This window comes from Aeromonas sp. DNRA1 (assembly GCF_963888745.1).
GTDB lineage: Bacteria > Pseudomonadota > Gammaproteobacteria > Enterobacterales > Aeromonadaceae > Aeromonas > Aeromonas hydrophila.
In genome coordinates, this window is the sequence record NZ_CAWPKQ010000001.1 from 205,991 (window position 1) to 232,679 (window position 26,689).

General features: G+C 58.1%; 20 protein-coding genes, 3 tRNA genes and 1 pseudogene. 11 read left to right on the forward strand and 13 right to left on the reverse strand.

Annotation, left to right across the window (positions count from 1 at the left end; translation table 11 throughout):
- Window positions 1–21: 21 nt before the first annotated feature.
- Both AACQ43_RS00900 and lrp read right to left on the reverse strand, forming a co-directional pair.
- Window positions 22–2,544, reverse strand: a complete 2,523-nt coding sequence (locus AACQ43_RS00900; protein WP_168965458.1) for a DNA translocase FtsK — start codon at window positions 2,542–2,544, stop codon at window positions 22–24.
- A gap of 201 nt (window positions 2,545–2,745) precedes the next feature.
- Complete coding sequence (gene lrp / locus AACQ43_RS00905; protein ID WP_005300047.1) at window positions 2,746–3,237, reverse strand: leucine-responsive transcriptional regulator Lrp; 492 nt, start codon at window positions 3,235–3,237, stop codon at window positions 2,746–2,748.
- A gap of 149 nt (window positions 3,238–3,386) precedes the next feature.
- On the opposite strand from lrp, the gene AACQ43_RS00910 reads away from it, so the two are divergent.
- The 3 genes from AACQ43_RS00910 (at window position 3,387) to AACQ43_RS00920 (ending at window position 6,473) form a co-directional block, all read left to right on the forward strand.
- Window positions 3,387–3,617 carry an alanine dehydrogenase gene (locus AACQ43_RS00910; RefSeq protein WP_075384527.1) on the forward strand — a complete coding sequence of 77 codons (231 nt, stop codon included), beginning with the start codon at window positions 3,387–3,389 and terminating at the stop codon, window positions 3,615–3,617.
- A gap of 600 nt (window positions 3,618–4,217) precedes the next feature.
- Window positions 4,218–5,168: a thioredoxin-disulfide reductase gene (gene trxB, locus AACQ43_RS00915; protein WP_168965460.1), complete on the forward strand. Its 951-nt coding sequence runs from the start codon at window positions 4,218–4,220 to the stop codon at window positions 5,166–5,168.
- A gap of 57 nt (window positions 5,169–5,225) precedes the next feature.
- Window positions 5,226–6,473, forward strand: a complete 1,248-nt coding sequence (locus AACQ43_RS00920; protein WP_011705738.1) for a response regulator — start codon at window positions 5,226–5,228, stop codon at window positions 6,471–6,473.
- 110 nt (window positions 6,474–6,583) lie between these two features.
- Here AACQ43_RS00920 and AACQ43_RS00925 read toward each other — a convergent pair whose 3' ends face one another.
- The gene (locus tag AACQ43_RS00925; protein ID WP_011705737.1) at window positions 6,584–7,054 is read right to left on the reverse strand and encodes an outer membrane lipoprotein; all 471 of its coding nucleotides are present in this window, start codon (window positions 7,052–7,054) and stop codon (window positions 6,584–6,586) included.
- Between the two features lie 19 nt (window positions 7,055–7,073).
- Here AACQ43_RS00925 and aat point away from each other — a divergent pair, with 19 nt between their 5' ends.
- The 3 genes from aat to infA all read left to right on the forward strand — a co-directional run bounded on the left by aat (window position 7,074) and on the right by infA (window position 8,782).
- Window positions 7,074–7,781, forward strand: coding sequence for a leucyl/phenylalanyl-tRNA--protein transferase (aat, locus tag AACQ43_RS00930; protein WP_017409664.1), 708 nt, complete (start codon window positions 7,074–7,076; stop codon window positions 7,779–7,781).
- A complete protein-coding gene (locus AACQ43_RS00935; protein WP_011705735.1) occupies window positions 7,778–8,494 on the forward strand; it encodes an arginyltransferase in 717 nt (238 codons plus the stop codon). The genes aat and AACQ43_RS00935 overlap by 4 nt, the downstream gene beginning before the upstream one ends.
- 69 nt (window positions 8,495–8,563) lie before the next feature.
- Window positions 8,564–8,782 (forward strand): translation initiation factor IF-1, encoded by a 219-nt coding sequence (gene infA, locus AACQ43_RS00940; RefSeq protein ID WP_005300033.1) that lies wholly within the window; start codon window positions 8,564–8,566, stop codon window positions 8,780–8,782.
- 69 nt (window positions 8,783–8,851) lie between these two features.
- On the opposite strand, the gene clpA is transcribed toward infA, so the two are convergent.
- Both clpA and clpS read right to left on the reverse strand, forming a co-directional pair.
- Window positions 8,852–11,104 (reverse strand): ATP-dependent Clp protease ATP-binding subunit ClpA, encoded by a 2,253-nt coding sequence (clpA, locus tag AACQ43_RS00945; RefSeq protein WP_118881399.1) that lies wholly within the window; start codon window positions 11,102–11,104, stop codon window positions 8,852–8,854.
- A gap of 59 nt (window positions 11,105–11,163) precedes the next feature.
- Complete coding sequence (gene clpS / locus AACQ43_RS00950; protein ID WP_005300028.1) at window positions 11,164–11,481, reverse strand: ATP-dependent Clp protease adapter ClpS; 318 nt, start codon at window positions 11,479–11,481, stop codon at window positions 11,164–11,166.
- Window positions 11,482–11,709: 228 nt separating this feature from the next.
- Here clpS and cspD point away from each other — a divergent pair, with 228 nt between their 5' ends.
- Window positions 11,710–11,928 carry a cold shock-like protein CspD gene (gene cspD, locus AACQ43_RS00955; protein ID WP_005300025.1) on the forward strand — a complete coding sequence of 73 codons (219 nt, stop codon included), beginning with the start codon at window positions 11,710–11,712 and terminating at the stop codon, window positions 11,926–11,928.
- 107 nt (window positions 11,929–12,035) lie between these two features.
- On the opposite strand, the gene folD is transcribed toward cspD, so the two are convergent.
- Window positions 12,036–12,899, reverse strand: coding sequence for a bifunctional methylenetetrahydrofolate dehydrogenase/methenyltetrahydrofolate cyclohydrolase FolD (gene folD, locus AACQ43_RS00960; protein WP_168965462.1), 864 nt, complete (start codon window positions 12,897–12,899; stop codon window positions 12,036–12,038).
- 203 nt (window positions 12,900–13,102) lie between these two features.
- Between folD and AACQ43_RS00965 the strand changes: the two genes are divergently transcribed.
- The 4 genes and pseudogenes from AACQ43_RS00965 to AACQ43_RS00980 form a co-directional block, all read left to right on the forward strand.
- Window positions 13,103–13,179, forward strand: a tRNA-Pro gene (locus AACQ43_RS00965).
- Between the two features lie 35 nt (window positions 13,180–13,214).
- Window positions 13,215–13,291: transfer RNA gene (locus AACQ43_RS00970), tRNA-Arg, on the forward strand.
- A 49-nt stretch (window positions 13,292–13,340) separates the two neighbouring features.
- Window positions 13,341–13,416 (forward strand) — tRNA-His (locus AACQ43_RS00975).
- 127 nt (window positions 13,417–13,543) lie between these two features.
- A pseudogene (locus AACQ43_RS00980) lies at window positions 13,544–14,142 on the forward strand (IS481 family transposase); the annotation flags it as partial.
- A gap of 174 nt (window positions 14,143–14,316) precedes the next feature.
- On the opposite strand, the gene AACQ43_RS00985 reads toward AACQ43_RS00980, so the two are convergent.
- From AACQ43_RS00985 to tssA, 7 genes are all read right to left on the reverse strand, one after another.
- Window positions 14,317–14,805, reverse strand: coding sequence for a hypothetical protein (locus AACQ43_RS00985; RefSeq protein ID WP_126882635.1), 489 nt, complete (start codon window positions 14,803–14,805; stop codon window positions 14,317–14,319).
- Window positions 14,806–14,971: 166 nt separating this feature from the next.
- Window positions 14,972–17,587: a glycoside hydrolase family 19 protein gene (locus tag AACQ43_RS00990; RefSeq protein WP_211162435.1), complete on the reverse strand. Its 2,616-nt coding sequence runs from the start codon at window positions 17,585–17,587 to the stop codon at window positions 14,972–14,974.
- A 40-nt stretch (window positions 17,588–17,627) separates the two neighbouring features.
- Window positions 17,628–19,676, reverse strand: a complete 2,049-nt coding sequence (gene tssI / locus AACQ43_RS00995; protein ID WP_168965464.1) for a type VI secretion system Vgr family protein — start codon at window positions 19,674–19,676, stop codon at window positions 17,628–17,630.
- A 10-nt stretch (window positions 19,677–19,686) separates the two neighbouring features.
- Entirely contained in the window at window positions 19,687–19,974 is a 288-nt protein-coding gene (locus AACQ43_RS01000) for a type VI secretion system PAAR protein (RefSeq protein ID WP_017411057.1), read from the reverse strand.
- Window positions 19,975–20,231: 257 nt separating this feature from the next.
- Window positions 20,232–21,662, reverse strand: coding sequence for a VasL domain-containing protein (locus tag AACQ43_RS01005; RefSeq protein ID WP_168965466.1), 1,431 nt, complete (start codon window positions 21,660–21,662; stop codon window positions 20,232–20,234).
- A 46-nt stretch (window positions 21,663–21,708) separates the two neighbouring features.
- Window positions 21,709–25,194, reverse strand: coding sequence for a type VI secretion system membrane subunit TssM (gene tssM, locus AACQ43_RS01010; RefSeq protein WP_168965468.1), 3,486 nt, complete (start codon window positions 25,192–25,194; stop codon window positions 21,709–21,711).
- Window positions 25,195–25,235: 41 nt separating this feature from the next.
- On the reverse strand, window positions 25,236–26,681 hold the full coding sequence (gene tssA, locus AACQ43_RS01015) for a type VI secretion system protein TssA (RefSeq protein ID WP_168965472.1): 1,446 nt from the start codon (window positions 26,679–26,681) through the stop codon (window positions 25,236–25,238).
- Between the last annotated feature and the right edge of the window lie 8 nt (window positions 26,682–26,689).

Consider the following 26,689-nt stretch of genomic DNA (forward strand, 5'->3'; position numbering starts at 1 on the left):
AGGATGATAGAGGAGTGAGGCTTAGTCCCGTACCGGTGGCGGGGCCAGCACATCGCGCTGACCATTGCCGCCCGGGGCGCTGACGATGCCCTGGTTTTCCATCTGCTCGATGAGACGGGCCGCCCGGTTGTAACCAATCTTGAACTTGCGCTGCACGCTGGAGGTCGAGCCGCGGCGCGACTCCACCACGAAGGCCACCGCCTCGTCGAACAGGGGGTCGAGCTCTTCGTCGTCACCAGCGCCATATTCGCCGCTGCCGCCCTCGCCGCCGGATTCACCGGAGAGGATCTCCTCGATGTAGTTCGGCTCGCCGCGCAGTTTCCAGTCCGCCACCACCTTGTGCACCTCGTGGTCGTCGACAAAGGCGCCGTGCACCCGGGTCGGGTTGGAGGTTCCGGCCGGCATGTAGAGCATGTCGCCCATGCCGAGCAGGGATTCGGCGCCGCCCTGATCGATGATGGTACGGGAGTCGATCTTGCTCGACACCTGGAACGAGATACGGGTCGGGATGTTGGCCTTGATGAGACCGGTAATGACATCCACCGACGGACGCTGGGTCGCGAGGATCAGGTGAATACCGGCCGCCCGCGCCTTCTGGGCGATACGGGCGATCAGCTCCTCCACCTTCTTGCCGACGATCATCATCATGTCGGCAAACTCGTCCACCACCACGACTATGTGGGGCAGTTTCTCCAGCTCAGGCGGCATCTGATCCATGGAGTCGCCCGGACGCCACAGCGGATCCAGCAGGGGTTCACCCTCCTCGATGGCCGCCAGCACCTTGTCGTTGTAGCCCTTGAGGTTGCGCACCCCCACCGCCGACATCAGCTTGTAGCGACGCTCCATCTCGCCCACGCACCAGCGCAGGGCGTTGGCGGCGTCCTTCATGTCGGTCACCACCTCGGTCAGCAGATGGGGGATCCCCTCGTAGACCGACAGCTCCAGCATCTTGGGGTCGATCATGATGAAGCGCAGATCGTCCGGCGTCGACTTGTAGAGCATGGAGATGATCATGGTATTCACCCCCACCGACTTACCGGAGCCGGTAGTACCGGCCACCAGCAGGTGGGGCATCTTGGCGAGGTTAACCACCACGGGTTCGCCGGCGATGTCCTGACCCAGCCCCATGGTGAGCGGGTTGCGGCTGTCACGGAAGGCGTCGCAGTCGAGGGTCTCGCGCAGATAGACGGTCTGACGCACCCGGTTGGGCAGCTCGATCCCGACGAACGTCTTGCCCGGGATCACTTCCACCACCCGCACGCTGCTGGCCGACAGAGAGCGTGCCAGATCGCGGGAGAGGTTGGTGATCTTGCTCGCCTTCATGCCAGGCGCCAGATCCAGCTCGAAACGGGTGATGACGGGGCCCGGATAGACACCCACCACCTTGGCCTGCACGTTGTAGTCGGCCAGTTTCGCCTCCACCAGCCGGCCCATGCGCTCCAGCTCGTCCTTGCTCATCATCTGGGTCTTGGCGGGCGGACGGTCCAGCAACTCGATGCTCGGCAAGGGGGGCAGCCCAGGTTGCAGGCGGCGCTTGGGCTTGCCGGGGGTGGGAGCCGCCGGCGCAGGCGCCTCTTCATCCCCTTCCGCCCAGGGCAGGTCGAGATCATCGTCCTCGTCATCGGCCGTAACCAGGGCAGGCTGACGACGGGCGCCGTTGGTGGCGGCACGCTTGGCCTTGGCCACGGGGGCAGGCTCGTCATCTTCATCGTCAAACTGCGGGTCGAACTGGAAGGTATCCTCATCAAGCTCGGGCAGCCACTCATCGGACTTGGCCTTCTGGCTCTTGGCGCTGGCCTTTTCCTTGGGACGACGGGTCCAGCTGGAGTGCGGCTCATCTTCCTCGTCATCGAGCTCGATGGCCCCCACGCCCCCTTCCAGCAAGGGATCCGGCCCCTCAACGCGAGGCTGGCGCCAGCCACCGGTCAGCCAGCGGCCGAGGGTGGTGGGAAAATGGTAAACGGCGCTGACCGAACCGGTGCAGGCAGCGCCGATCCGCTCGACGATGGTCAGCCAGGACCAGCCGGTGAACAGGGTGATACCGGTGGCCACGAAGCAGAGCAGCATCAGGTTGGCACCGACCCCGCCAAACAGCGGCACCACGGCGGAGGAGATCACGTCCCCCACCAGGCCGCCGGCGGAAAAATTCTGCAGATCATTGAAGTTCATGCTGGCGATGGCGGACATGCCGAGCACGGTCAGCACGAAGCCGACGATGCGCACCGACAGGGTGAGGTAATCCACATCGAGCAGGCGGCTTGGGCGCCAGAACAGGCTCCAGCCCAGCAGCACGACCAGGGGAGGAACCAGATAGGAAAACGCCCCGAAGGTAAACATGGTGATGTCGGCGAGCCAGGCCCCCGCGCTGCCGGCGAGGTTTTTCACCTCCCCTTGCCAGGAGGTCTGGGACCAACCGGGATCGGCGGGGTGGTAGGACAACAGGGCAAGCAAGAGATAGGCAGCCATCAGGGTGATGGCGATCAAGACGGCTTCGAAGATCCGTTGTGTACCTGATAAAGGAGTAAACAGCTTTTTATCGGCCAAACTCCGGCTCCTTTCTGAAAACATGTAATGCAGGGGGATAAGGGGGCCTAGTATCCCTGAAAAGCCCACCGGTTGTCAGCCAGTGCCTGGCGTGGCGGCCATATTCATAACCGACTCGATAAGAAGAAACGAGCGGACCGGCCGCTCGTTTCTGAATGTCGTGACTTGTCGCAAGGCTGGCAAGCCACAGCATAACCCGACTCAACGGGTGCTGATCACCAGACGACTGCTCTGTTTGACCTCTTCCATCACCACATAGGTGCGAGTGTCGTTGACACCGGGCAGACGCAGCAGGGTTTCCCCCAGCAGACGGCGATAGGCCGACATGTCGCTGACTCGGGTCTTGAGCAGATAGTCGAAATCGCCGGAGACCAGATGGCACTCCTGGATCTCCTCGAGCACCTGAACAGCCTTGTTGAACTGTTCAAACACATCGGGGGCACCGCGATTGAGGGTAATTTCCACGAATACCAGCAGAGACGCGTCCAGATAATGAGGGTTCAGAATGGCGGCATACCCTTCGATATACCCTTGTCGCTCGAGGCGACGAACCCGTTCCAGACACGGTGTAGGACTCAGGCCAACTCGTTTGGACAACTCAACGTTCGAAATTCTGCCATCCTTTTGCAGCTCATTCAGAATGTTGCGGTCAATCCTGTCCAAATCCTTTAGCCGACTCTTAGCTTCCATCATTTATTCCATCCTTTGGCTATTTTTTGGTAAGAATCACCAGTCATTTTATAATTATGGTCACAAATCCTGTCAATACCTGAATATGCAAGGCGCAAATGTTGCCAAACTAGCTTGCAACATAAACCACCAATCGATAGTCGAGGGATAGCATGATTATCGGTGTACCTAAAGAAATAAAAAACCATGAATACCGCGTAGGCATGGCTGTGGCCAGTGTACGTGAACTGACAGCACGAAACCATACTGTTTTCGCCCAAAGCGGCGCAGGAAGCGGCATTGATTCAGGTGGTGCAGATTATCGCGCTGCCACTGTCGCTATTTTGTCCTGCATTGCAGCAATTTTCACCGCGGCCAGCGTATCCATCAGACTCAAAACATAACGCCTCCCCTTCCCTGCGTCTTCGTCGCAACTGCCCGGCAATGATTTGGCATTGGCCCTGCAGGATAACGGGGGTTCGCCATCGTGAATGTGCCCATCGGGAGAGCAGCCAACACGCGCTTTCACCTCGTGTCAGTGCGCAGCCGTATTAGGTGACCCCGTACTCATGAGGCAGCCATGGCCTGAGGCGCTGTGCGACAAAGCACCGGCAGCGAGGGCCACTGCGCCAAAACTTGTCAATCGCGTCTAGATCGCCGCCACACCAGCGGACAGGATCAGCCTGGCGGGCAACGCCCGCTGGTAAACGCGGCTGCAAGCTCCCTTCCCCACCTTATCAATAGAAATGCGTGCCACGTTCGGGAAGCGCCAGCGGATACCAGCTGCGACCTCTCACATCACCATGGCGAGAGAGCCATTACGCTCCTTATCAAGGCGCGCCAAACCCGGTTGTGGAGCCTTCCGCGACAGGACAGGTTTTCAGCCCTTTCTTACTCCCCTCCCACCCCACCAGCCGATTGACGCAATCGACTCACTGGCCTTTGACCCCTTATCACGAATTACCTACAATCGCGCAAACTCATCACGTCTCGGAAATCACATCATGAGCCAAGTCACTCATAGCAAACTGCTGATCTTAGGGTCAGGCCCGGCGGGCTACACTGCCGCCGTCTATGCCGCCCGTGCCAACCTCAATCCGCTGCTCATCACTGGCATGCAGCAAGGCGGTCAGCTGACTACCACCACCGAAGTGGAGAACTGGCCCGGTGACCCCGAGGGGCTGACCGGTCCGGCCCTGATGGAACGCATGAAAGAGCATGCGGAGAAGTTCGACACCCGCATCCTGTTCGATCACATCAATGAAGTGCAGCTGACCCAGCGTCCGTTCCGCCTCAAGGGCGACAACGGCGAATACACCTGTGATGCACTGATCATCGCCACCGGTGCCTCCGCCAAATATCTGGGCCTGCCTTCCGAAGAGGCCTTCAAGGGCCGCGGCGTCTCCGCCTGCGCCACCTGTGACGGCTTCTTCTATCGCAATCAAGAAGTGGCCGTGGTCGGCGGTGGCAACACCGCCGTGGAGGAGGCGCTCTATCTGGCCAACATCGCCAAGAAGGTGCACCTCATTCACCGTCGCGACGAGTTCCGCGCCGAGAAGATCCTGATCAAGCGTCTGCACGACAAGGTGTCCAGCGGCAATATCGTGCTGCACACCCACCAGACTCTGGATGAAGTGCTGGGCGACGACATGGGGGTGACCGGTGTGCGTCTGCGCAACACCCAGAACGACACCACCACCGACCTGCCACTGATGGGCGTCTTCATCGCCATCGGTCACCAGCCCAACACCCAGATCTTCGCCGACCAGCTGGATATGCAGAACGGCTATCTGAGGGTGCGTGGCGGCCTCGACGGCTTCGCCACCCAGACCAGCATCGAAGGGGTCTTTGCCGCCGGTGACGTGGCCGACCACACCTACCGCCAGGCCATCACCTCGGCCGGCACCGGCTGTATGGCCGCCCTCGATGCCGAACGCTATCTGGACGCGCAATAAGCACAAGGGATATAAAAGGCATGCCGCGAGGCATGCCTTTTTACTTTAAGGAGCCGGATGAAACAGAAAATATTGATAGTCGAGGACAGTCTGACCATTCGACGGATGCTGATCCAGGCCATTGCCCAGCAAACCGGGCTGGAGATCGATGCATTCGATACCCTGGAGGGGGCCCGCCACTGTCGGGGAGAAGAGTACGTGGTGGCACTGGTGGATCTGACCCTGCCCGATGCCCCCAGCGGGGAAGCGGTCAAGGTGTTGCTGGAGCGAGGCTTGCCGGTGGTGATCCTCACTGCCGATATCAGCGAGGAGAAGCGCGCAGCCTGGCTGGAAGCAGGGGTGCTGGACTATGTGATGAAGGATTCACGCCACTCCCTGCAATACGCCGTCAGCCTGGTTCATCGCCTCTACCTCAACCAGCGCATCGAAGTGCTGGTGGTCGATGATTCACGCACCTCCCGCCACCGCACCATGGCCCAGTTGCGCAAGCAGCTGCTGCAGGTGCATGAGGCGAGCCACGCCCGCGAGGCCCTGGCCCAGCTCGAACAGAACCCGGCCATTCGGCTGGTGCTGGTCGACTACTACATGCCAGAAATTGACGGGATCAGCCTGGTGCGCATGCTGCGCGAGCGTTACAGCAAGCAGCAGCTCGCCATCATCGGCATCTCGGTGTCGGACAAGCGCGGCCTCTCCGCCCGCTACCTCAAGCAGGGGGCCAACGACTTCCTCAACCAGCCGTTCGAACCGGAAGAGCTGCAATGCCGGGTCAGCCACAACCTGGAAGCGCTGGAGCAGTTCAACAGCATCCAGGAGTCGGCCAATCGCGACTACCTGACCGGGCTCTACAACCGGCGCTACTGGTTCAATGAAGGACAGAAATGGTTCGAGGAGCACCAGCGTCAGGAGACGCCGCTTGCGCTGTGCGTGCTCGATGTGGATCACTTCAAGCAGGTCAACGATCACTGGGGTCATGCCATCGGCGATCAGCTGCTCTGCCACCTCACCCGGCTGCTCACCCAGTTCTTCCCCGATGCCATGATCGCCCGTTTTGGTGGCGAGGAGTTTGCCCTGATGGTGCCCCACTGCACCGTGCCGGTGCTGCTCAAACGGCTGGAGGGGCTGCGCCAGCAGATGCGCCAGCAACCGCTGTCCAGGGAGACGCCGCTGTTTGTACGCGCCAGTTTCGGCGTGATCAAGGTCGGGCGCGGTTCCATGGACGAGGCACTGAGCGAGGCGGATCGCTTGCTCTATCAGGCAAAGAACACCGGCCGTGACAAGATAGTGTCGCAGGACTCATCGGCCTGACGTTACCTCGCCAGATGTTCTCCGTGTAGTACCCGCCCGACAGCTTGCCCAGCCGGCAGCGTGTCGGGTCACTTCTCCCCCCTTGATGACCGCCTGAGCCAGCGCCTGCTTCAATAGGTCTTGTCGACCCGCACACCATCGTCGAAATAGAGGATGCGCACCTTGTCGCCGTTCATGAACACCATGGCCGGATCGTAATCCTGAATGACGTTCACCAGCCCGTTTTGCTCGTTGCGAATAAGCAGCTCTACCAGCTTGTTCTCCACCACGGTGCCGCCCGATTGATACTGCTGCGCCGCGGCCGCCCCCGCCAATGCGCCGACCGCAGTAGCGATTTCACGGCCATGACCGCCACCAAACTGGTTACCAAGCAGACCGCCCAGGACGGCGCCACCCAGGGTTTTCCAGCCGGAGTGTTCTGATTCCAGAATTTGACGCTGGGTGATGTTGCGCACCGTCTCGACCTGGCCAAACACCACCTGATTCACGGGTCTTGCCGTATTGCGCTCGTAGACCTGCGCCCAGGCAGGCGCAGTGACAAAGCAAAACAAGCTGGATACTATCAGGATAATGGCCTTCATCTATGAACCTCGTTACCTTATGTCTCGCTATCTTACCCAATTGGATGATGAGCTGTGCTGGTTTCCCGACCCCGAACATGCCCTGGAGGAACCCAACGGCCTGCTGGCGATCGGCGGGGATCTCTCCCCTGCCCGCTTGCTGGCAGCTTACCACAAGGGGATCTTCCCGTGGAATGAACCCCACCAGCCGCTGCTGTGGTGGTCACCGGATCCCAGAGGCGTCATCCGGCCGGAACAGCTGCACATCGGTCGCACCCTGCGCAAATTTATCCGTGGTACCTCATTCGATATTTCCATCGATCGCGCCTTTAATGAGGTTATAGCGGCCTGCGCCGCGCCCCGTCGCAGTGCCAGTGGAACCTGGATTAGCACACCCATGATCGACGCCTATCGACAGTTGCACCGCCTTGGCCATGCCCACTCCATCGAGATCTGGCAAGAGGGCAAGCTGCAAGCCGGCCTCTATGGCCTCTCCCTCGGCCGGGTATTCTGCGGCGAGTCCATGTTCAGCCGCATCGACAACGGCGCCAAACTAGCTATGGTGGCGCTCTGTCGGCACTTCGCCCGCCATGATGGCGCCTTGATCGATTGCCAGATGCAGAACGATTTTTTGGCCACCCTAGGAATAGAAGAGTGGCCGAGACGCCAATTTTTAACGACGCTGGCACAACTGAGCCGACAACCGCTGGCAGCCAATTGCTGGCAAACGGGGAGCATTCTGTTATGACCGAAGAAGTGATCCTCAAGGTAGGGCTGACCCCGAAGCACCAATGCAGCTATCTGGGTCATGAGCAGGAGCAATTGCTGGTGTTGATGGATCACAGCCTGCTCAATGCCAGCGGCTACGAACGCCTGCTGACGGCCGGCTTTCGGCGCAGCGGCAACGACATCTATCGTCCCCACTGCCCGGCCTGCAATGCCTGCCAGTCCCTGCGCATCCACAGCGAGCGCTTCGTGCCAAGCCGCAGCCAGAAGCGGATCCGCCAGCTCAATCAGGATATCGAACTGGTACTCAGCTACGACGACAAGCCCGAGTACTATCAGCTCTATGAGCGCTACATTCGCGAACGCCATCATGACGGCAGCATGTATCCCCCCAGCCGCACCCAGTACAAGGGCTTCCTGCACTGCGACTGGATGCCGCCCCTCTATCTGGAAATGCGCAAGGATAACCGGCTGATCGGGGTCGCTACCACGGATCTGCTGCCCCATTCCCTCAGCGCCATGTACACCTTTTTTGACCCGGCCCATGCGGATCGTTCCCTCGGTACCTTCGCCATTCTGAGCCAGTTGGAACTGGCCAGAAGAACCGGCCGCAGCTGGCTATATCTGGGCTATCTGGTGGAGGAGTGCCGCAAGATGAATTACAAGCGCCAGTATCTGCCCCATGAACGGTTGATACAGGGGGAATGGAAAAATATCGACAGCAAGCCCGAGTAAACTTTACACATAGCCTTAAATCCGGCATGATCCAGCGGATTTTTTGTTGTGGCTTATCAAGAGGATTCAATGGCTAAAGAAGACAGTATTGAGATGCAGGGCACTATTCTCGAAACCCTGCCCAATACCATGTTCCGTGTGGAACTGGAGAATGGTCACGTGGTTATCGCTCATATTTCCGGCAAGATGCGCAAAAACTACATCCGTATCCTGACTGGGGACAAAGTAACGGTAGCTCTGACTCCGTACGATCTCTCCAAGGGACGTATTGTTTTCCGCTCTCGCTAAGCCAGGAATTCAGCAAAAAACCCCAACCTTCCGGTTGGGGTTTTTTGTGGTTTTCCAACAGCGCCAGGCTTAGTGGGAAACAGCTTCAACATTGACCTGATAGTCAAAGCTGAGGCTGTCATTTATCAACTCAACCTTCACTACCCCCCCATCGACCAAGGATCCGAACAGGATCTCATTGGCAAGGGGTTTCTTGAGGTGTTCCTGGATGACCCGCCCCATGGGTCTCGCTCCCATGGCCCTGTCATATCCCTTCTCGGCCAACCAGTGGCGGACACCCTCGGACACTTCAAGAGACACGCCCTTGGCATCCAATTGTACCTGCAACTCGACGATGAACTTGTCAACCACCTGATGTATCACCGTCATATCCAGATGGTTGAACCAGATGGTGTGATCGAGCCGGTTACGAAACTCCGGGCTGAACGTCTTGTTGATCACCGCCATGGCATCGTGGCTCATATCCTGCTGCTGGAAGCCGATGGATTTGCGCTGGGTCTCCTGCACGCCGGCGTTGGTGGTCATCACCAGGATCACGTTGCGAAAATCCGCCTTGCGCCCGTTGTTGTCGGTCAGGGTGCCGTTGTCCATCACCTGCAGCAGCAGGTTGAACACATCCGGATGCGCTTTTTCGATCTCGTCCAGCAACACCACTGAGTGCGGGTGTTTGAGTACCGAATCGGTCAGCAGGCCTCCCTGCTCAAAGCCCACATAACCGGGAGGTGCCCCGATCAGGCGGGAGACGGTGTGGCGTTCCATGTACTCCGACATGTCAAAGCGCAGCACCTCGACGCCGAGCGCCTTGCCCAACTGCTGAGTGACCTCGGTCTTGCCCACCCCGGTCGGGCCGGCAAACAGGAAGCAACCCACCGGGCGACGCTCATTGCCAAGGCCCGAACGTGACAAGCGAATGGAATCAGTCAGCACCTCGATGGCCTTGTCCTGACCAAATACCACCATCTTGAGATTGCGCTCCAGATTTTTCAGCACTTCCTTGTCGGAAGACGAGACTGATTTCTCCGGGATGCGGGCAATCTTGGCCACAATGGCTTCGATCTCCTGCACATTGATCACTTTCTTGCGCTTGCTCGCCGGCAGCAGCCGTTGCCCGGCACCGGCTTCGTCGATCACGTCGATCGCCTTGTCAGGCAAATGGCGATCATTGATGTACTTGGCAGAGAGCTCCACCGCGGCGCGGATGGCCTTGACGGTGTAGCGCACCCCGTGGTGAGCCTCATAGCGACTCTTGAGGCCCATCAGGATGCGGGTGGTGTCATCCACACTGGGCTCGACGATATCGATCTTCTGGAAGCGACGCGCCAGAGCACGGTCCTTCTCAAAGATCTGGGAGTATTCCTGATAAGTGGTGGAGCCGACACAACGCAGCAAGCCATTGGAGAGCAGCGGCTTGATGAGGTTGGCCGCATCCAGCTGACCACCAGAGGCAGCACCAGCCCCTATGATGGTGTGGATCTCGTCGATGAACAGGATCGCCCCTTCCTGGCGCTCGATCTGCTTGAGCAGCACCTTGAGGCGCTTCTCGAAATCGCCGCGATACTTGGTCCCCGCCAGCAGCGATCCCATGTCCAGAGAATAAATGGTGCTGCCCGCAATAACCTCGGGCACATCGCCCTTGACGATACGATAGGCCAGCCCTTCGGCGATGGCAGTCTTGCCTACCCCGGCCTCACCGACCAGCAAGGGGTTGTTTTTGCGACGGCGGCAGAGCACCTGGATGGTACGGTTGAGCTCCTGATCCCGCCCGATGAGCGGATCGATACGCCCTTCCAGCACCAGCTGATTGAGGTTGGTGGCAAAGCTCTCTATCTGGGCGGCAGACACATCATCGTCGGACTCGGCATTGTTGCTGCTGTTGTCCGGCTTGCTGTCTTTGCGCACGCCATGGGAAAGGAAGTTGACCACGTCCAGCCGGCTGATCTCGGCCTTTTTCAGGAAGTAAGCGGCCTGGGACTCCTGCTCGCTGAAAATGGCAACCAGCACGTTGGCACCACTGACTTCCGTGTTGCCCGATGATTGGACATGGAACACGGCGCGTTGCAGCACCCGCTGGAAGCCCAGAGTGGGCTGGGTTTCACGATCTTCATCGTCACGGGGAATAAGCGGGGTTGTTTGACTGATGAATGCGCTGATCTCTTTGCGCATCAGCTCCACGTCAGCACCACAAGAACTCAGCGCCTCATGGGCTGAACTGTTATCCAGCAGGGCTAACAACAGGTGCTCGACAGTCATGAATTCGTGGCGCTCGTCACGGGCCAGTTTGAAAGCCTCGTTCAGCGTCTTTTCTAGATCTTTATTCAACATAGGCACCTCCCCTAGTACAGCAACAATGTGGTGTCGTCATCGCCATCAAGTCATCAGATTCAAGCCTTTTCCATGGTACACAGCAGTGGATGTTCGTTGTTACGTGCATAGGTGTTGACCTGGACCACTTTGGTTTCGGCAATCTCGGCGGTGAACGTGCCACAGACTCCCTTACCACTATAATGCACGCTCAGCATCACCTGAGTGGCCTTGTCCAAATCCATACCAAAGAACTTTTGCAGCACCTCCACCACGAACTCCATCGGTGTGTAGTCGTCGTTGTTCAGGACGACCTTGTACATGGGTGGCGGTTGCAGCTTGGTTTTCTCTGCTTCTGCAATCTCTTCATTAGCAAAGAGTTCTTTCTGCTTGCTCATAATCGCGCTTTGGTACCTCTAGATTACTACCGCCTAACACAAGATTGTCAATAGACTTGTTAACCAGATCACATCAGTTGTTAACAACTCCTTGACTCGCTCAAAAGTTAGACTAGATTGGTTACTTGCTAATCGGCGCCCGTCTGCTATGGGCTATGTTACTAGTTATAAAGGGCTGGCGCAGGTTACTCAACGACTTCAAGGTAATCAATAAAAGGATGTAGATGTATGGCAACCGGAACAGTCAAGTGGTTTAACAACGCAAAAGGATTTGGGTTTATCTGTCCGGAAGGAGGTGGTGAAGATATCTTCGCCCACTACTCCACGATACAAATGGAAGGCTACAAGACGTTGAAAGCAGGTCAAGCAGTCAACTTTGAACTGCAGCAGGGGCCGAAAGGCAATCACGCCTCTGTCATTGTGCCAAACGAAGCACAGAACATGTAAGAGTCGAACTGGATAAATAAAAAAACCGGCAAGCCGCAAGGTTGCCGGTTTTTTTATTGCTGCAATTTACAGGAGAAATTCGTTCCCCCGAGCAGACTAGAAGGAGATCATTGCGCGTTGTCGTGATAGTCCTGACAGGCACTCAGGGTATTTTCCATCAGGCTGGCAACCGTCATGGGGCCAACCCCACCCGGCACCGGCGTGATGAAAGAGGCATGATTGCGCGCGGTCTCAAACTCCACGTCACCGACCAGAGAGCCGTCCGCCAACCGATTGATACCCACGTCGATCACCAGTGCCCCCGGTTTGACCCACTCACCCGGAATGAAGTTGGGTTTGCCAACCGCCACCACCAGCAGATCGGCACGGCGAACCTGATCTTCCAGATCCTGGGTGAAACGGTGACAGGTGGTGGTAGTGCAACCTGCCAGCAGCAGCTCCAGCGTCATCGGCCGACCGACGATGTTGGATGCCCCGACCACCACCGCATGCAAACCGTGCGTTTTAACGCCGGTCGCGTCAATCAGGGTCATGATGCCTTTGGGTGTACAGGGGCGCAGTGCCGGGATACGCTGCGCCAGCCGACCCACGTTGTAGGGATGGAAACCATCCACGTCCTTGTCAGGGCGAATACGCTCCAATACCTGAGTCGTATCGCAGTGAGCCGGCAAGGGGAGTTGTACCAGAATACCGTCAACGTCTGCGTCTTGATTCAGCTTATCGATCAGTGCCAGCAACTCTTCCTGGCTCGCCGTCGCATCCAGATCGTAAGAGCGGGAGATAAAACCCACCTCTTCACAGGCGCGACGTTTGCTGCCGACATAGACCTGCGAGGCAGGATCCACCCCGACCAGGATCACCGCCAAGCCCGGCGCCCGTTTTCCTTGTGCCAACCGCTGTTGGACTTGCGCTGCGACCTGATTGCGAATCGTTTGCGCAACCTGTTTTCCATCAATGATTTTGGCAGACATCGTTCTTCACTCACCATGTGTTCAACTGCCGCGCATTGTCGCATTTTTTTGCCACGGGTGTTAGCGGCTCTCGCATGGAGGGCAATAAGTAGGCATTTGAATTCATTGGTGGAAAAATTCGTTGACGCTGGCTTTCCCGCTTGGGTATGATGCCGGCCCGTTGCCCAGTACAGCCGCTGTCGCTATGCTGGAGACGAGATTTTCGGTGATTAGCGCAGCCCGGTAGCGCATCTGGTTTGGGACCAGAGGGTCAAAGGTTCGAATCCTTTATCACCGACCAGGTTTTCGACATGCCGCCAGGCTTGTCGAGGCAATGCGCCCTTAGCTCAGTCGGATAGAGCAACGGCCTTCTAAGCCGTGGGTCGCAGGTTCGAATCCTGCAGGGCGCGCCATTGATGGCATGCATCTCTCCGATGCAGGCATTAATGGATATTTTCAGTGGTGGCTGTAGCTCAGTTGGTAGAGTCCCGGATTGTGATTCCGGTTGTCGTGGGTTCGAGCCCCATCAGCCACCCCATTATCTCCTTGCACAAAACATTTAATTTTATTATTTAAATCCAGCAGCCCACCCCTTTTTGCGTCCGAATCGTCGGTACGGGCGGTTTTTGTGGCGTGCATTTACTCTCCCACTTGTTATACCGCGCAAAAACCATAGTGAACAGGCGATTTCGCCCGATGGTGAGCAAATTCGCCTGCTCGAACGCTTCAGTCCCGAGTTCAGAGAACACCATATTGAGGTTCACTACACCGGAGAGCGGATAGCGGATAGCGGTCGATACCTTCGCTTATTCGCTTAAGAGGATTGGTGAGGTGTACCTGCAAGCTGTTTGGGTTGCTACAACCAACACACCTGACGACGACGCTACCGCAGCAAGCAGCCAGTGACCCCATCCATGCTGAAACACACAGCTGCTCTTCGAAGTTCATAGGTGCAGTTTTATAGTGTCTCGAAAGTTCTATCGGTGCCCTTACTATCATCCTTACGAGCTGTTCCTGCGTCTGAAAGGGATTCGCCACCGGAAAACCAAGGTAAGCAACAGCTTTATCGCGCGGCTACATCGACCCCTACTCGATGGTCACTGCCCGGACGAACCCGTGGAGCAGATGCATACAGGTCTGGACAGCTACCTAGAACACTACAACAAACAGTGGTCTTGTCAGGGCCTAATGATGGGGGGACAGGTCCCCTTATTGCATGCTCAAGAAGGTTCTGAAATTGGTTCCGAAGAAGGTGCGCTCTTAGAGTGGTGTAAGCTAGACACCGGTTTGAGACCGGTGTCAGGTGGTAACTATATTTGTGCATGCTACTACCAGCTTACCAACTGCCAGCAATACTCTTTAACATGCAGCTAAACAGCTATGAAAAAGGTGTGCACCTCATATTCTCACTGGATGTCTATCGCACCTTGCCAACCTCTTAACCATATCTTTCTTTCATATATTTCTTTACCGATATTGCATTGTTAAATTTATATGTTCCATCACCGGCTCCATCCTCTGTTCCACTTAAAACTGGATCCAAAGTCTTTGCCTTATCAACAGTATATTCTCCACCTGCGTTCTTTTTATAAATCTTAACTTCAAAATTTGTCTCATCAATCCCTTCTGCCTGATGCTTATTATGCCATGAAACTATAGTTCCTATATGATTAACACCTTTCAGAGTAAAGAAAAAAATGCTCCTGAGATTCGGGTAATCGCCGTTCTCACATATTTTATCCAACTCATAATGTGATGATTTATCATATATGACCATAGATAACGGGCAGTTTATGTCATCATTTTTCTCAATTTTAACGCTCGCTGTATCATTACTTATTCTATAGGGCCCTTGAATAATATCAGCGGCATTCACAAAGAAAGAAAAAAACAGAAAAACAAAGAATAAAAAATCATATCTTTTCATTATATCCCCACAGTTTCTTACTCACTATTATCAACACCTACAGGATGAGATCATAAATATTTTCGAGCCACCCATATAAAAAACACGAAAACAGCCCCAAAAGAGAGCGGCCAGTTCAAGGCATGTCAAGGCTGCTTGCGAATCAACCAATAGATATGGTCTTAGCTCACTCTCTCGCCCCATCAATACCAATAACTGCAGCAACCGCATTAAACCTCTTTAATCTATCTTCATAACCAGCATCTCCTCCATTTACAATTTTTGTAACCTCTTTGACTGTCCCTGTGCATGCAGTTGAATGCAAATTAAAGCTTTTTTTGTATATAAACCAAAAAAAGTATGCAGATGATGCAGCATATCGAAGTGTCAGTATGTCATCCGGTGAAGCCAAAAAGTCTTTTTGGTCTGAGGGGTTTGCTACATTATGAGCTTCGGTGAACTTTATGTATGCATCCTTGTGTGTTATTTGAATCAACCCTCTGCCTCGATATTTATATCCATCACCAGAACTCTCATCACCGTTTCTACTTCCCGGTCTGTTGGCGTAGACATAGTTTCCTAAAGCCACAGGATTGAATGCATAATCGCTCTCATGAGTCCACAACTTCGGTCTTAACCTTCCCTCCTTTGCATCATCTAATATAGGATCGTAGTTTTTAGATCCCCCTTTACAGCCAAAAATTTTCCGCATGCCTTTAGGACTATAACGAAGATTCTCACTTACAGGTTTAAAGTTTGACTCATGACCTACTTGGGATAAGAAATGGGCTATGGCTCTTTCTTCTTTCATACCATAAGTCTTGGCATATTCATTCAGGAATGGAAGTATAGCCTCACAGCTAGATTTATCTTGATTAAGGTTAGCTGCAAAAACCATTTCTAGAGTGATAAGGTCGCCTCCTTTGGTATCCATCACTAATCCCATCATGCCAGCAGGATGAATAAACCAAGGTTTGGTATCCCCCACCACAGCAGCAGCCTTCTCTATCCAAGCCATTTTATTGGTAACTTCCAGTACATATTTGCACAGGTTCGGCATGTTTTTCAGCTCTTGCTCGAGCCTTGGCCACGTATCGCGCTTTACCCATTCACTTTCGTGCTTGATAAACAACTTTCGCACTTTGTCTGCGACCATTTCTTTGGCCATCGCCGTCTTGATTTCATCGGCACTGATACTGCCATCACCATCACGATCTGTCACCAGCTCTTTGTAAAGGGTACTGAAAAAGTCTCCCCCCTCCTTGCCGTCAGTATCAGCCTTGTCCAGGAATCCGTCGGGATCCGAGCCGCCATCAACCAGTGTCGCACCCAGTCTGGCCCATTCATGTTGGCTCACCAAACGGGTGTCACCACTAATAAGCACATACTGATCTTCGGCCACCTTCACAAATTTGTCGGCACCATGGGTCACGATATCCGGAGTATTTATCGGTTTGGGTGCCTCCAGTGGGCCAAAGTCTCCCACCTTGATGTAACCGATTTTATTATTCTCCTTGGTCAACTTATAGGTGTCTACCGGCTTCCCCTTTTTGAGCAGCAAATACTCTTGTCCCTTGGCCAACTTTCCTTCATTGCTGATACATTTACCAAGAGCCTCCTTGTCACTCTCTGTGACAAATATCTCCATATGGATTGCTTTACGATCCTCATTGAGATCAAAACCATTGGCCGTCAGTTTCGGTGTCTCATGCTCCCCCCAATGTCCAACCACCTCACCGACCTTGACAGGGATGGGATTGGTATGTCGCAGCTCCACTTTGTCGTAAACAATGGGGGTATGCCGAACGGCATCGCTGGGTTGACCCAACATCTCTTTGGCAATCCAATAACGATCACCTTTCGAGGCATTGGGTACAACATTCCCTTTACCATCGGTAAGTTTGCCTTGCGCAACCTCCCAGACCTCAATCTCGAGATACTCCTTCATATTGGAAAATACGACGGGCTGAGCTGTGGTTCGTGCTACTTTGCTCGTTTTTGGCAATCCTGCTGTTACAGCTTCACCCTGATCTTTACTTTTACGCAGATAGCTGTTGCGACTGACAGGATAGAGACAAGGAATATCTTGCTTGGCCATCATCCAGCTGGGCTCAATCTTGCGTTCTTCCTTGATAAATTGTGAAGCTACATAAAACTCTGACGGATCATCGCTCTTTGGAGTCGCATAGCTGACTAGCTGGTAAGAATAAGGCTCATTATTCAGATTCATCCGCTGCGATGGTGATCCAATCAAGGTAACGTCAGCTCCCTTGCGAGCCGTACCGAGCTTGTCTTCTTTCTGAAACTGCAGACTCGCAGTAGCCTTGTATATAGTGACACCGCTCCCTGTCAGCACATAACGTTCAGGCTCACCCTGATAAGCGTTTTTGCAGGCTATATGCATATAGAGGCAATAGAAGGTAAGGGTATTGCGCTTTGGCTGCTGCTGTCCGGAAACTTCTTCTGTGGCCTCATAGTGATGCCGGACCAAGCAAAATGAAGGGGAGGTATGCAGAGTAATTGGCTCACCAGGCTTTTCCTTTTCCGGCTCCAACGTCACGGCAACGGGATCGGACGCGATGCGGTAGGCCACTATATCTCCATCGGCAATAGCTCGTACGGCGCCCCCTGGATGCCAACCTCCCTTATCGCTTAAATGAATGCCGCCATGCCAGATACGGTTGCCGCCGAGCAGGAAAGTGCCACCCGGCTCACCATTGAGCATACCGATGAACTCTTCAAGTGAGGCAACTTCTTTGGGAGCATCACCGCCCCCCACTTGCATTGGATATAGGATTTTCATCTTATTTTCTTTTCACTCGTAATCGTACGAACTATGGCCTCTAGCGGGATGGCACGAAAAAGGTCTGCGCAGGCCCTTGCTCCTTGAGCAGCGCCTCCATCGCCTTCTCGGTGGCAATCGCCTTGACCAGCTCGACCAGTTCGGGGGTTTTCACTACTTCCACGCCTTTGGGGATGATGGGAGGCTGACCAGCCCAGCCAGAGCCTGAGCCTGCGCTGCCGCCGGCATTGAGCTTGATGGCGGGGCCCACCAGCTTGACGCCGCTCGGGTCCACTTTCACAAAGCTGCCGCCTCCCTTGAGGGTGATCTCGGAGCCCGCCTCCAGCACCAGCTTGTCGCCCACCTTGATATGCACTTCCTGCCCGGCTTCCACCAGCAGGGACTGCCCCAACTTCTGGTGCAGGCTGGCATCCACCGTCAACGAGTAGTCGGCCTTTATCTGGTCGCGCTTCTCACCCTCCACCGTCAGGTGATCGTTGGCCTTAATGCGGGTCACCCGCTCATTGTCGATATCGGTGTGCTGGTCGTGCTTGATGTGCCAGGCGGCGTCGTTCTCTATCAGCACGTTCAGGTCTTTCTGACCGTGGATGTAAATCTCTTCCTGCCCCGCCTGGTCTTCAAAGCGCAGTTCGTTGAAACCCTCCCCCTGATGAGTCTCGGTACGCAGCACGGTGCGGGTCTTGTTGGCTGGCAGCTCGTAGGGCGGGCGGTTGGTGGCGTGATAGGTACGACCAGTCACGATGGGCTGGTCGGGGTCCCCCTCCAGGAATGACACGATGACCTCGTGGCCGATGCGCGGGATGGCCATCATGCCGTACTGACCGCCGGCCCAGCCCTGGGAGACTCGTACCCAGCAGGAGCTCTGGTCGTTGGAGCTGCCGTAGCGGTCCCACGGGAACTGCAGCTTCACCCGGCCGTGCTCGTCGCAGTAAATCTCCTCACCGTCGGGGCCCACCACCATGGCGATTTGCGGGCCATCCACCATCGGCTTGTGGGGTGCCTCGGGGCTGCCGATGCGCGCCCGCCAAGTGGTGCTGGCTTTCACCACCCCGAATTCGTTGTGATAGACGGTCGGGCCGCTGCCCCCCTCCTCTTCCAGCGCCTGCGGCTGCAAGCCGGTGTGCTGGATGCGCACGATTTGCCAGTCGGTGTTGAGCGCCCCGTTCGGGTGTTCGGTGAGTGAGAAGGTCTGTCCCGGCAAGAGGGCTGCGCTGTTGGACTTGCCATTGCCCGCCACCGCGTCATTGCGCAGCGCATCGAGCCGATGTTGTGCAAAGGCCTTGCCGCTGCCGTCCTGCTTGTAGCGGCCCGGATAGTCGAAGTGCTGGTAGGTATCGCGCTGGTGCTCGAGCTCACTGCCCTGCTTTTTGTGAGAGAGGCCGTAGGCAGGCGTCTTGAAGCTGTAGTCTTTGAGCTCCACATCCGAGGGGCGAACCACCTCCCGGTAGTGGAACTGGCGCACATAGGGGCCTTGCTCGAGGGAACGGTTGCCGAGGTTGAAGAAGAGCTCGGGGCCAGCGGTCAGGGCGGCCGCGTCATCGGCAAACACGATGCGGTGCTTGCCCGCTTCAAACTCGTGGAAGTAGAACATCCCCTCTTCGGCGGCGAGGCGGTTGAGGAACTCGAGGTCGGTTTCCCGATACTGAACGCAGTATTCCCGCTTGGCGTGCTCGTTTTTGAGCGCAAAGGCGTAGTCGGTGATGCCGTGCTCTTGCAACAGGATACTGAGGATTTCATCGGGCTTTTGTGCCTGGAAGATGCGGGAGTTCTGGCGAAGCGACAGCCGCCACAGGGCCGGCTGCACCATGAGCTGATAGCGGGTGCGGCGAAAACCGCTGTCACCCTGCGCGAAGTCACTGACCACCCCGCACACCCGGCGCTGCAGCTCACCGTTGTACCACACCAGCAGCTCGCACGGCTGGTCCAGCACGGCGCCGAAGTCGATATCGGGCTGGGCACTTGCCAGCTCAAGGCGCAGGTTGAATGGCCGGTTGAGCGCTTCATCCAGCGCAAACTCGGCCACCACGAAGGTGCTCTCGGGCAGGGCCCCCACCTTGACGGTAAATTGTAATCCTGTGCTGTCTGCCATGAAGCGCTCCTTAACCTGCCTGTCCGCTGCCTGAGCCAATCACCACGCCGCCGCAGCCGACGGCGGTACCGGTCACGGCGATGGGCTTGCCGTTGACCAGCACAGAGCCAACGCCGCCCGAGATGCTGCGCGGATGGGGTGGATTGTTGGGTTTGTCGTGGGGGGCCAGCGGATCGCCCTGGCGGGCCACCGGCTTGCCATCGAGGAACACATCCGGGCTGGCGGCAATCACGGGGGATGGGTGGAAACCATCGTGGTCGGTGCCGATGTCACCGAGCAATGCAATAGAAGGACACATCTGGATTCTCCGTGGGGCAACCATGGTGCAAGCGCAGCCTGGTGCAGAGACAGTTGGAACGGCGACCCAGCAGCCTCCATGCCATGGCAAAGTCGCCCACAATCACATTAAAAATCAGTCAATTACGATTCAAGCTCGCGGCATCAGACCAATCTGCTGCAATCCATTGCGCAAGACAGGGCAAGTTTCCCGGCAAACCTTGCCTTGCCAGTCAAACCCACCACATTTTGCGCAACTTTTTGCTCAGGGCGGCATTTTCAGCTATCAGAAACGCCCTGTTGCAGCTGATAGAGGCGGATGTTGAGCGCTTTCAGATCATTTTCCAGGCTTTTGAGCTCGGCAGCCGTAATGGGCTCCTGGGAGGCTTTTCTCGCCTCCAGTTCACCGAGGCGCAGACTGAACGGGATGTTCTGCATCAGGTTCTTCTGCACTTCGTAGAGCTGGGACTTGAGGTAGGAGATGGTCACCGTCTTGCGCTGGCGCTCCAGCTCCAGCAGCTGATCAAGCAGGGCATCCACCCCGGCGCGGGCATCCAGGTAGGTGGGCACGCTGATGACATCCCCCTGCTGGCCGCCAAGCTGCGTCTGCCACTGCTTGTCCAGCGCCTTGACCGCCAACGAGTCGGGATAGAGCATCGAGAGCGAGTTGCGCAGCCCCTCGCCGTAGCGATACCAGTAGAGCGGCGACGTCTGCTCAAGCCGGGTCAACTGGTTCTGGTAGCGGGCCACCAGATCGCTCTCCATGTTCTGCAGGGTCTGCTCCCCCAGCACGATGCGGGCCTGGCGAATGTCGTCATAGCTGAGTGCTCGGGGCAGCTCGGCGGCCGGCTGCACCAGACGCTGGGCCGCCACGGTCTTCTCCTGCTGCTGTTGCTGCCAGCCCAGCCACCCCATCACCGGCAGGGCGCAGCTGAGCAGGCCGCAGCCAAACCAGAACCAGGCGGGGCGCTGCCGGCGGTGCTGCTCAATCTTCAGCACGGTGGGCTTGACCTGCCCCTTCTCGCGCCCCACCAGAATGCTGCCCTGGGGCAGGTGCGGTGTCGATGCCGAAACCGTGCTGCCCTGCTCACTCTCCAGGTCGGACTTGAAGAACACCATGGGCGGGATCTGCAGATCCTCCTTGAGGCCCGGCTCGTCGGAGACGATGACGATCTCGGTCTCATCGAACAGGTGGGTATACCCCTCGATGAAATGCACCAGATTCTCGACCCGGGGAATGCGGCTCAGATCCGCGTTGTGCAGCTTCTCGCTGATGAGTTGCAGCGCCCGCTCGCAGCGATAGATCAGCCGCTTGTCCTCGTGGCTGATCTGGTACTGGCGAATGACGTCGCTGATGCGGGCGATAAACCAGTCGAGCATCTCGATGCGGGCCCGCTCCTGATGGACCGGCGGCCAGAAGCTCTCCCACTGGGTGACGATGAGGTTGGCAAGAAACTCGCACCCTTCGGTAAAACCGCTCAACCCCTGCAGGCGCGAACGGGCCAGGGTGAAGTAGATGGCGGTCTGCAGATCCACCCCGTGTTTTTCGAAGATAAGGCTGGCGAGCTGATGGATCCGCTGCCAGTCCACCTCGGGGCGCGAAGCGTGGCTGAGCTTGTTGATCTCGGCCCGCAGCGCCTCGTACTCCGGCAACATCCTGGGGTCGCGCCCCACTTTCAGGGCCTGCTGACCTTGTTGATTCTGTGACATATGGACTTCCAACGCAGGAAGGGGGCACAACGTGCCCCCGACGCGATCAATAGAGTGATTCGGGCAGTCTGAACTGGCTGAACAGGCCGCCGGTGAAGGGGTTTTGCGCGCTGTCGGTGTAGACGCGATAGGTCATGGCACCCTGATCCACCGGGAAGCGCACATCGAAGGTGGCGTCATTGACCTGGGTCAGCTCCCCCTTGTCCATCAGGCGGAACATGGCCCAGGGGCCGACGAAGCCTTCGCTGCGCGGTGAACGCTCGCGAGCGGCCGGCACCAGGGTGATCTTGCTCTCGGCTCCGTCGCGCATGGTGTTGGGCCACACCAACGGGATCTTGGTACGACGGCCATGGGCGTATTCCAGCAGCTGGCCGTCCAGGTTCAGCACGCTGCGCCGCTTGTTGGCGGTGAGCTCGATGGGCTCAAGGGCGAACTGCACCTCCAGGTTGCCCTGCTGGCTGAAGAAGATCTGACGGATGCGGGCAGCACGGTCCAGCTGCTTGACCAGCTCGGCCTGGATGGGCGAGCTGAACTCCCCTTCCATCAGGCCGCTCTCCACCATGGGTTTGAGGTTGACCTGATAGAAGCTGTCCAGCGTCCCGTTAGGCGCAAAGAAGCGCTCCATCTCGGAGAGGGGAACGTCCTTGTTTGAGCTTGGATCAAACGGATAACGGCCGGCCAGCTGGCTGTTGAAGGGGGCCAGCACCTTGTCCTGCCACTCCTGATTGAGGGAGGACATGGCAAGATCGATCACCAGTCGCGAGCTCTGCTCGGAGAGCTGACCCACCCAGCGATCGAGCGGGGCTGGCAGACTGCGGGCATATTGCTGCAGGGCGAACACCGGATCGGCGTACTTGTTGGTCATGCGCAGTTGCACCGCTTTCAAGGCAGACTGGCCCGGCTCGGTGGCGTTGACGATGAGCTCGAGATAGTGCTGCAGCTCCACCAGCTTCTGGTTGACCTCGGAGATGAGCGGCCCCTGCTCGCCGCGACCGCTGAGCGCCGCGTTGGTGGCCATGAAGGGACGACCGATGCGGGCGCTGATGGCTTGGGCCGGATCCCCTTCCACGTCGGAGATCTTGCGAATGCGGGTGTTGTCATCCAGCGAGGCCAGTACCCGCTGGAACGGCTGATCGTTGCCGGTGATGGCAGCGAGCACGTCCAGCGCCTGCTCCGGGCTCTCCAGGGTCTGCACGTCCAGATTGGTCAGCAGTTTTTGCCACTGGTTGACGTAATCGGTGACGTAACGGTCGTTGACCTGACGGGTGATCTCCTTGCGATCGGCCTCGCTCAGCTGGCTCAGCTTGCGCTGGCCCAGTACCCAGGCATCCATCGCGGTGAGATCGATCAGCGCCTTGTCTTGTTTCAGGAAGAAATCGTTGAAACCGGGCCAGGTGAGCAGGCGCGGCACCTGGCCGGCGTTGTCGCTGCGCAGGGCAAACACGGTGTCGAAGGTGGGGCCCACCTCGTCACGGACGTTGAGATCCGGCGGCAATACATCACCCGCCTTCACCACCAGATTCTGGTAGACCCGCTGATACATGGGCAGCTTGCCGAGCTCGCGCTGGGCACCGTAGACCGGCTCCTTGAACGGCACGAAGGCGGTGATGGCGGCCTGATCCCGCTCAGCCCTGGCGCCATACCAGTTAGTGTGGTCGAGAGCATAGTCCAGGTGCCCCATCAGCTGCTCCTGCACCGCCCCCTGCCCCGGGAAGGCCTTCTGCCAGCGGCTCGCCATGTACTGCGCCACCAGCTCCTTGTTGCGACCAGACGCATCGTCCAGCATCCGCATCACCCGCAGGATAGCGAGCTTCTCCTCGCTCCCCGCAGGCGCTTGGTTGAGATCGGCCAGCAATCCCTGCATCTGGGCCGGCAGGAAGCGCAGGCTCAACAGTTGCAGGTAGGAGCCTTCCACATAAGGACCAATCTCGTCCCCCTGATAGAGGCCGAGGTCGGCCACCAGCGGCATCCGCTCGCGGTAGTTGCCAAAGGAGAGGGTCGCCTCGCGAATGAGGTTGAGGCGCGGCAGCTGGCTCACCCCGAAAGCGTGGGCGTCGGCCACCTCATTGGTCTCCATGAAGGCCTGGGCCTTGGTCAGTACGTTGCGCCCCGCCTCCTCGTTGACCCGGTAGAAGTAGTGCCAGCCACCGATGAGGGCGGCCGAGAAGAGCGACAGACAGCTGAGGCCGATGGCCATGCGGCGCCGGCGATAGAGGGTGTGCAGCCGGTTTTCGCCGGCCAGATGGGCCTCCGGGAAGATGATGGAGGAGAAGAGCTGGCGCACGAAATAGGTGTTGGACTCCCCGCGCAGGGCCGAGTGGATGGGCTCTGGCAGGTTGTAGCGGCGGGAGGCCGCCTGGGCAAACGCATCGAACGGTACCCCTTGCTGATAGACGGAGCTGACATAGACCCCGCGCACCAGCAGCGGCTTGCTCTCCTCGATGGCCAGGGTCTCGGCCAGCAGGCTGGTCACGTAATCCTTGAGGCCCGCCAGCTGGCGCACGAACGAGAACAGCGCGTTGCGCTGGGCGGCATCGAGCCGGCTCAGCATCAGTTCGGGCAGATTCTGGTTGAGGTTGTCCACCCACTGATCCCAGAACAGGGCCAGATCCTGCTGCCAGTCGGCGCCCGGCTTGAAGGTCACCCCCAGCACGGCCTCGCGGGCCTCCTTGTCGAGCTGCTGGTAGATCACCTCAAAGCCGCGCAGCAGATCGAGCTTGGTAAAGGTGACATAGAGCGGCAACCGGGTATTCATGGTGGCCGACACCTCCTGCAGGCGCGAGCGCATCAGCTGGGCATAGGCCTTGCGTTCGGCCACGCTGGCGTGGGAGAGCCAAGCCAGATCGACGGTCAGCACCAGGCCGTTGAGGGGCTGGCGACGGCGGTGTTCATTGAGCCAGCCAAGCAGGTGCAGCCAGAGCCGCTCATGCTTGCGCGCCTGCGGATCCAGTTCGGCTTCGCTCTGGGAGAGCAGCACACCGGCGGGATCCAGCATCACGGCCTGTTCCCCCAACCAGCAATCCACCAGCTGATCCTGCGCCACGTCCCGCAGCTCGGTATCGAGTCTCGGGTTGAGCTTGTTGGCCGGGTTGGCGCGGTGAATGAGGCTGCTCTTGCCGCTGCCGGGCAGCCCCAGCACCAGATACCAGGGCATGGCGTAGAGCGCCCCCTTGCCCAGATGGGTATTCAACGCCTGCAGCCAGCGATCGAGGAACAGCGCCTGCCTGTCGATGAGCCCCTTGACCGGGTCCTGCTCCAGCACCACCTCGTGCTGACGCTCGGCCTTGAGCTGCTGCATCTTGCGCCACACCCGCCAGGAGGCCACCCCCAGCAGCAACCAGAGCCAGAGCAGGGTGAACACCACCCGCCCCCACAGCGGCTCGAACGGCTTGGCGCCACGCACCTCGAGACGAGGGCCCAGCCACCACACCAGGATGAGAGCCAGCCCCCAGAGCACAGCACCGAGCAGGGGCCAGGAGGGTTTCAATTTCGGCAGCTGTTGCCGCAGAAAAGTAAAAATGGTTTTGAACATAAAATGTGATCCAACTCCGACTCAATGACTCACTTCGGCATTCATTTCGACAACGGCGCCGCCAGGCTCTCCAGGCGGTTGACCAGCCCGGGCTCCCAGTGCGACAACCCGAGGCGACTGGCCTCTTGCCACAAGTGTTGATAGTGCTGGCGCGCAAGCGCCTCCATGCCTTCCTGCGCCAACAGCTCCGCCTGCACCAGCAAGGCGTGGAAGCGATCTCTTGGCTCTTTCAACTGCGCAATCCGCTCATCGAGCAGGGCGAGCGCCGCCGCGACCCCCTGCTCGCCGTGGCGCTGGGCGACCTCCTCGGCCAGCCCCGCCTCACCACTGCCCGCACTGCCGCCCTTGGCCGGTTGCAGCCAGCGGCCGCACTCGGGGGAGAGAAACGGCGAGCCGTCGCTAAAAGCGAGCTCCCGCAGGGCCGGCAGGCGCTGCAGAAAAGTCCCGAGCTCCTCGGCGATCGCCTGGGCCACCGCCCCAAAGCCGAGCTTCTGGGCCACCTCTGCCGAGAGCCTGTGCCCCTCGAACCAGTAAGGCGCCAGGGTCAGGCTCTGCTCGATGCGCTGCCAGAGCCCCTGATCAGGAGCGTTCATGGCGGCGCGGTACTCGTCCACCATGTCCGCCGACATGGGCGCCAGCGGGGTTTTATTGCCCGCCCCGCTCATGGGGACCGCCGTGATCCCGGCCCAGACGGCGTGACGGCGCAGCCGATAGCCCACCGCCGCCTCCGGCTGGCGCTCGATGAGGAGTTCCGCCACCTTGAGCTGGGTCTGGCGCCAGGCGCGATCGTTGGAACTGTCGATGTCGACGCCAGCACTGCTGCCACCGCCGCTGAGTACCATGGCGCCGGTACCGCTGGCGGACGACACCACCGAGGCCGGGGTGCCCGCTGCCGCCGCGTCGCTGCTCTGCGGCTGCCCGGCGGCATTCGCCTCGGCCTGTGCCACCTGCTGGCGCTGGGCCCGCTTCAGCCCCATCACCAGCGGGTCGAGAAGCTCCCCCTTGTCGGGACACTGCGCCAGCCAGACCCGCTCCAGCTGCTCTGCCTGGGCCAGCAGTTGGGCCAGCTCGGCCGCCGAGGCGCTCTCGCAAATGCGCGGCAGGGCCCCTTCGAAGCGCTTGACGATTTGCACCATCAGCCGCTGTTTCTGGCTGGCATTGCCGGGCCAGGCCAGCAGCCAGTAAGCCTGGATCCAGGCCTCCAGCAGGCTGATCGCCGCCCCCAGCGGGGTCGCCTTGGCCGGGTGCTGCAGGCAGCGCAGCAGCTGGGCCAGCACCCGCATGTCCTTGGTGCGGCTCTCCAGCAAGCCAAGGCAGGCCTCGGCCACCGCATTGAGATCCACCTGGCTGTGAGCGAGGGATCCCAGCTTGACCAGTTCGGTTTCCACGTAGTCCCAGCGCGGCTCGTCAGCCAGCACGGCGCCTCTGATCTGTTCATCCGGCAGGCTGGTGAGCAGGCGTGCACACCAGGGGTGTTGATAGCTCATCGTCCCTC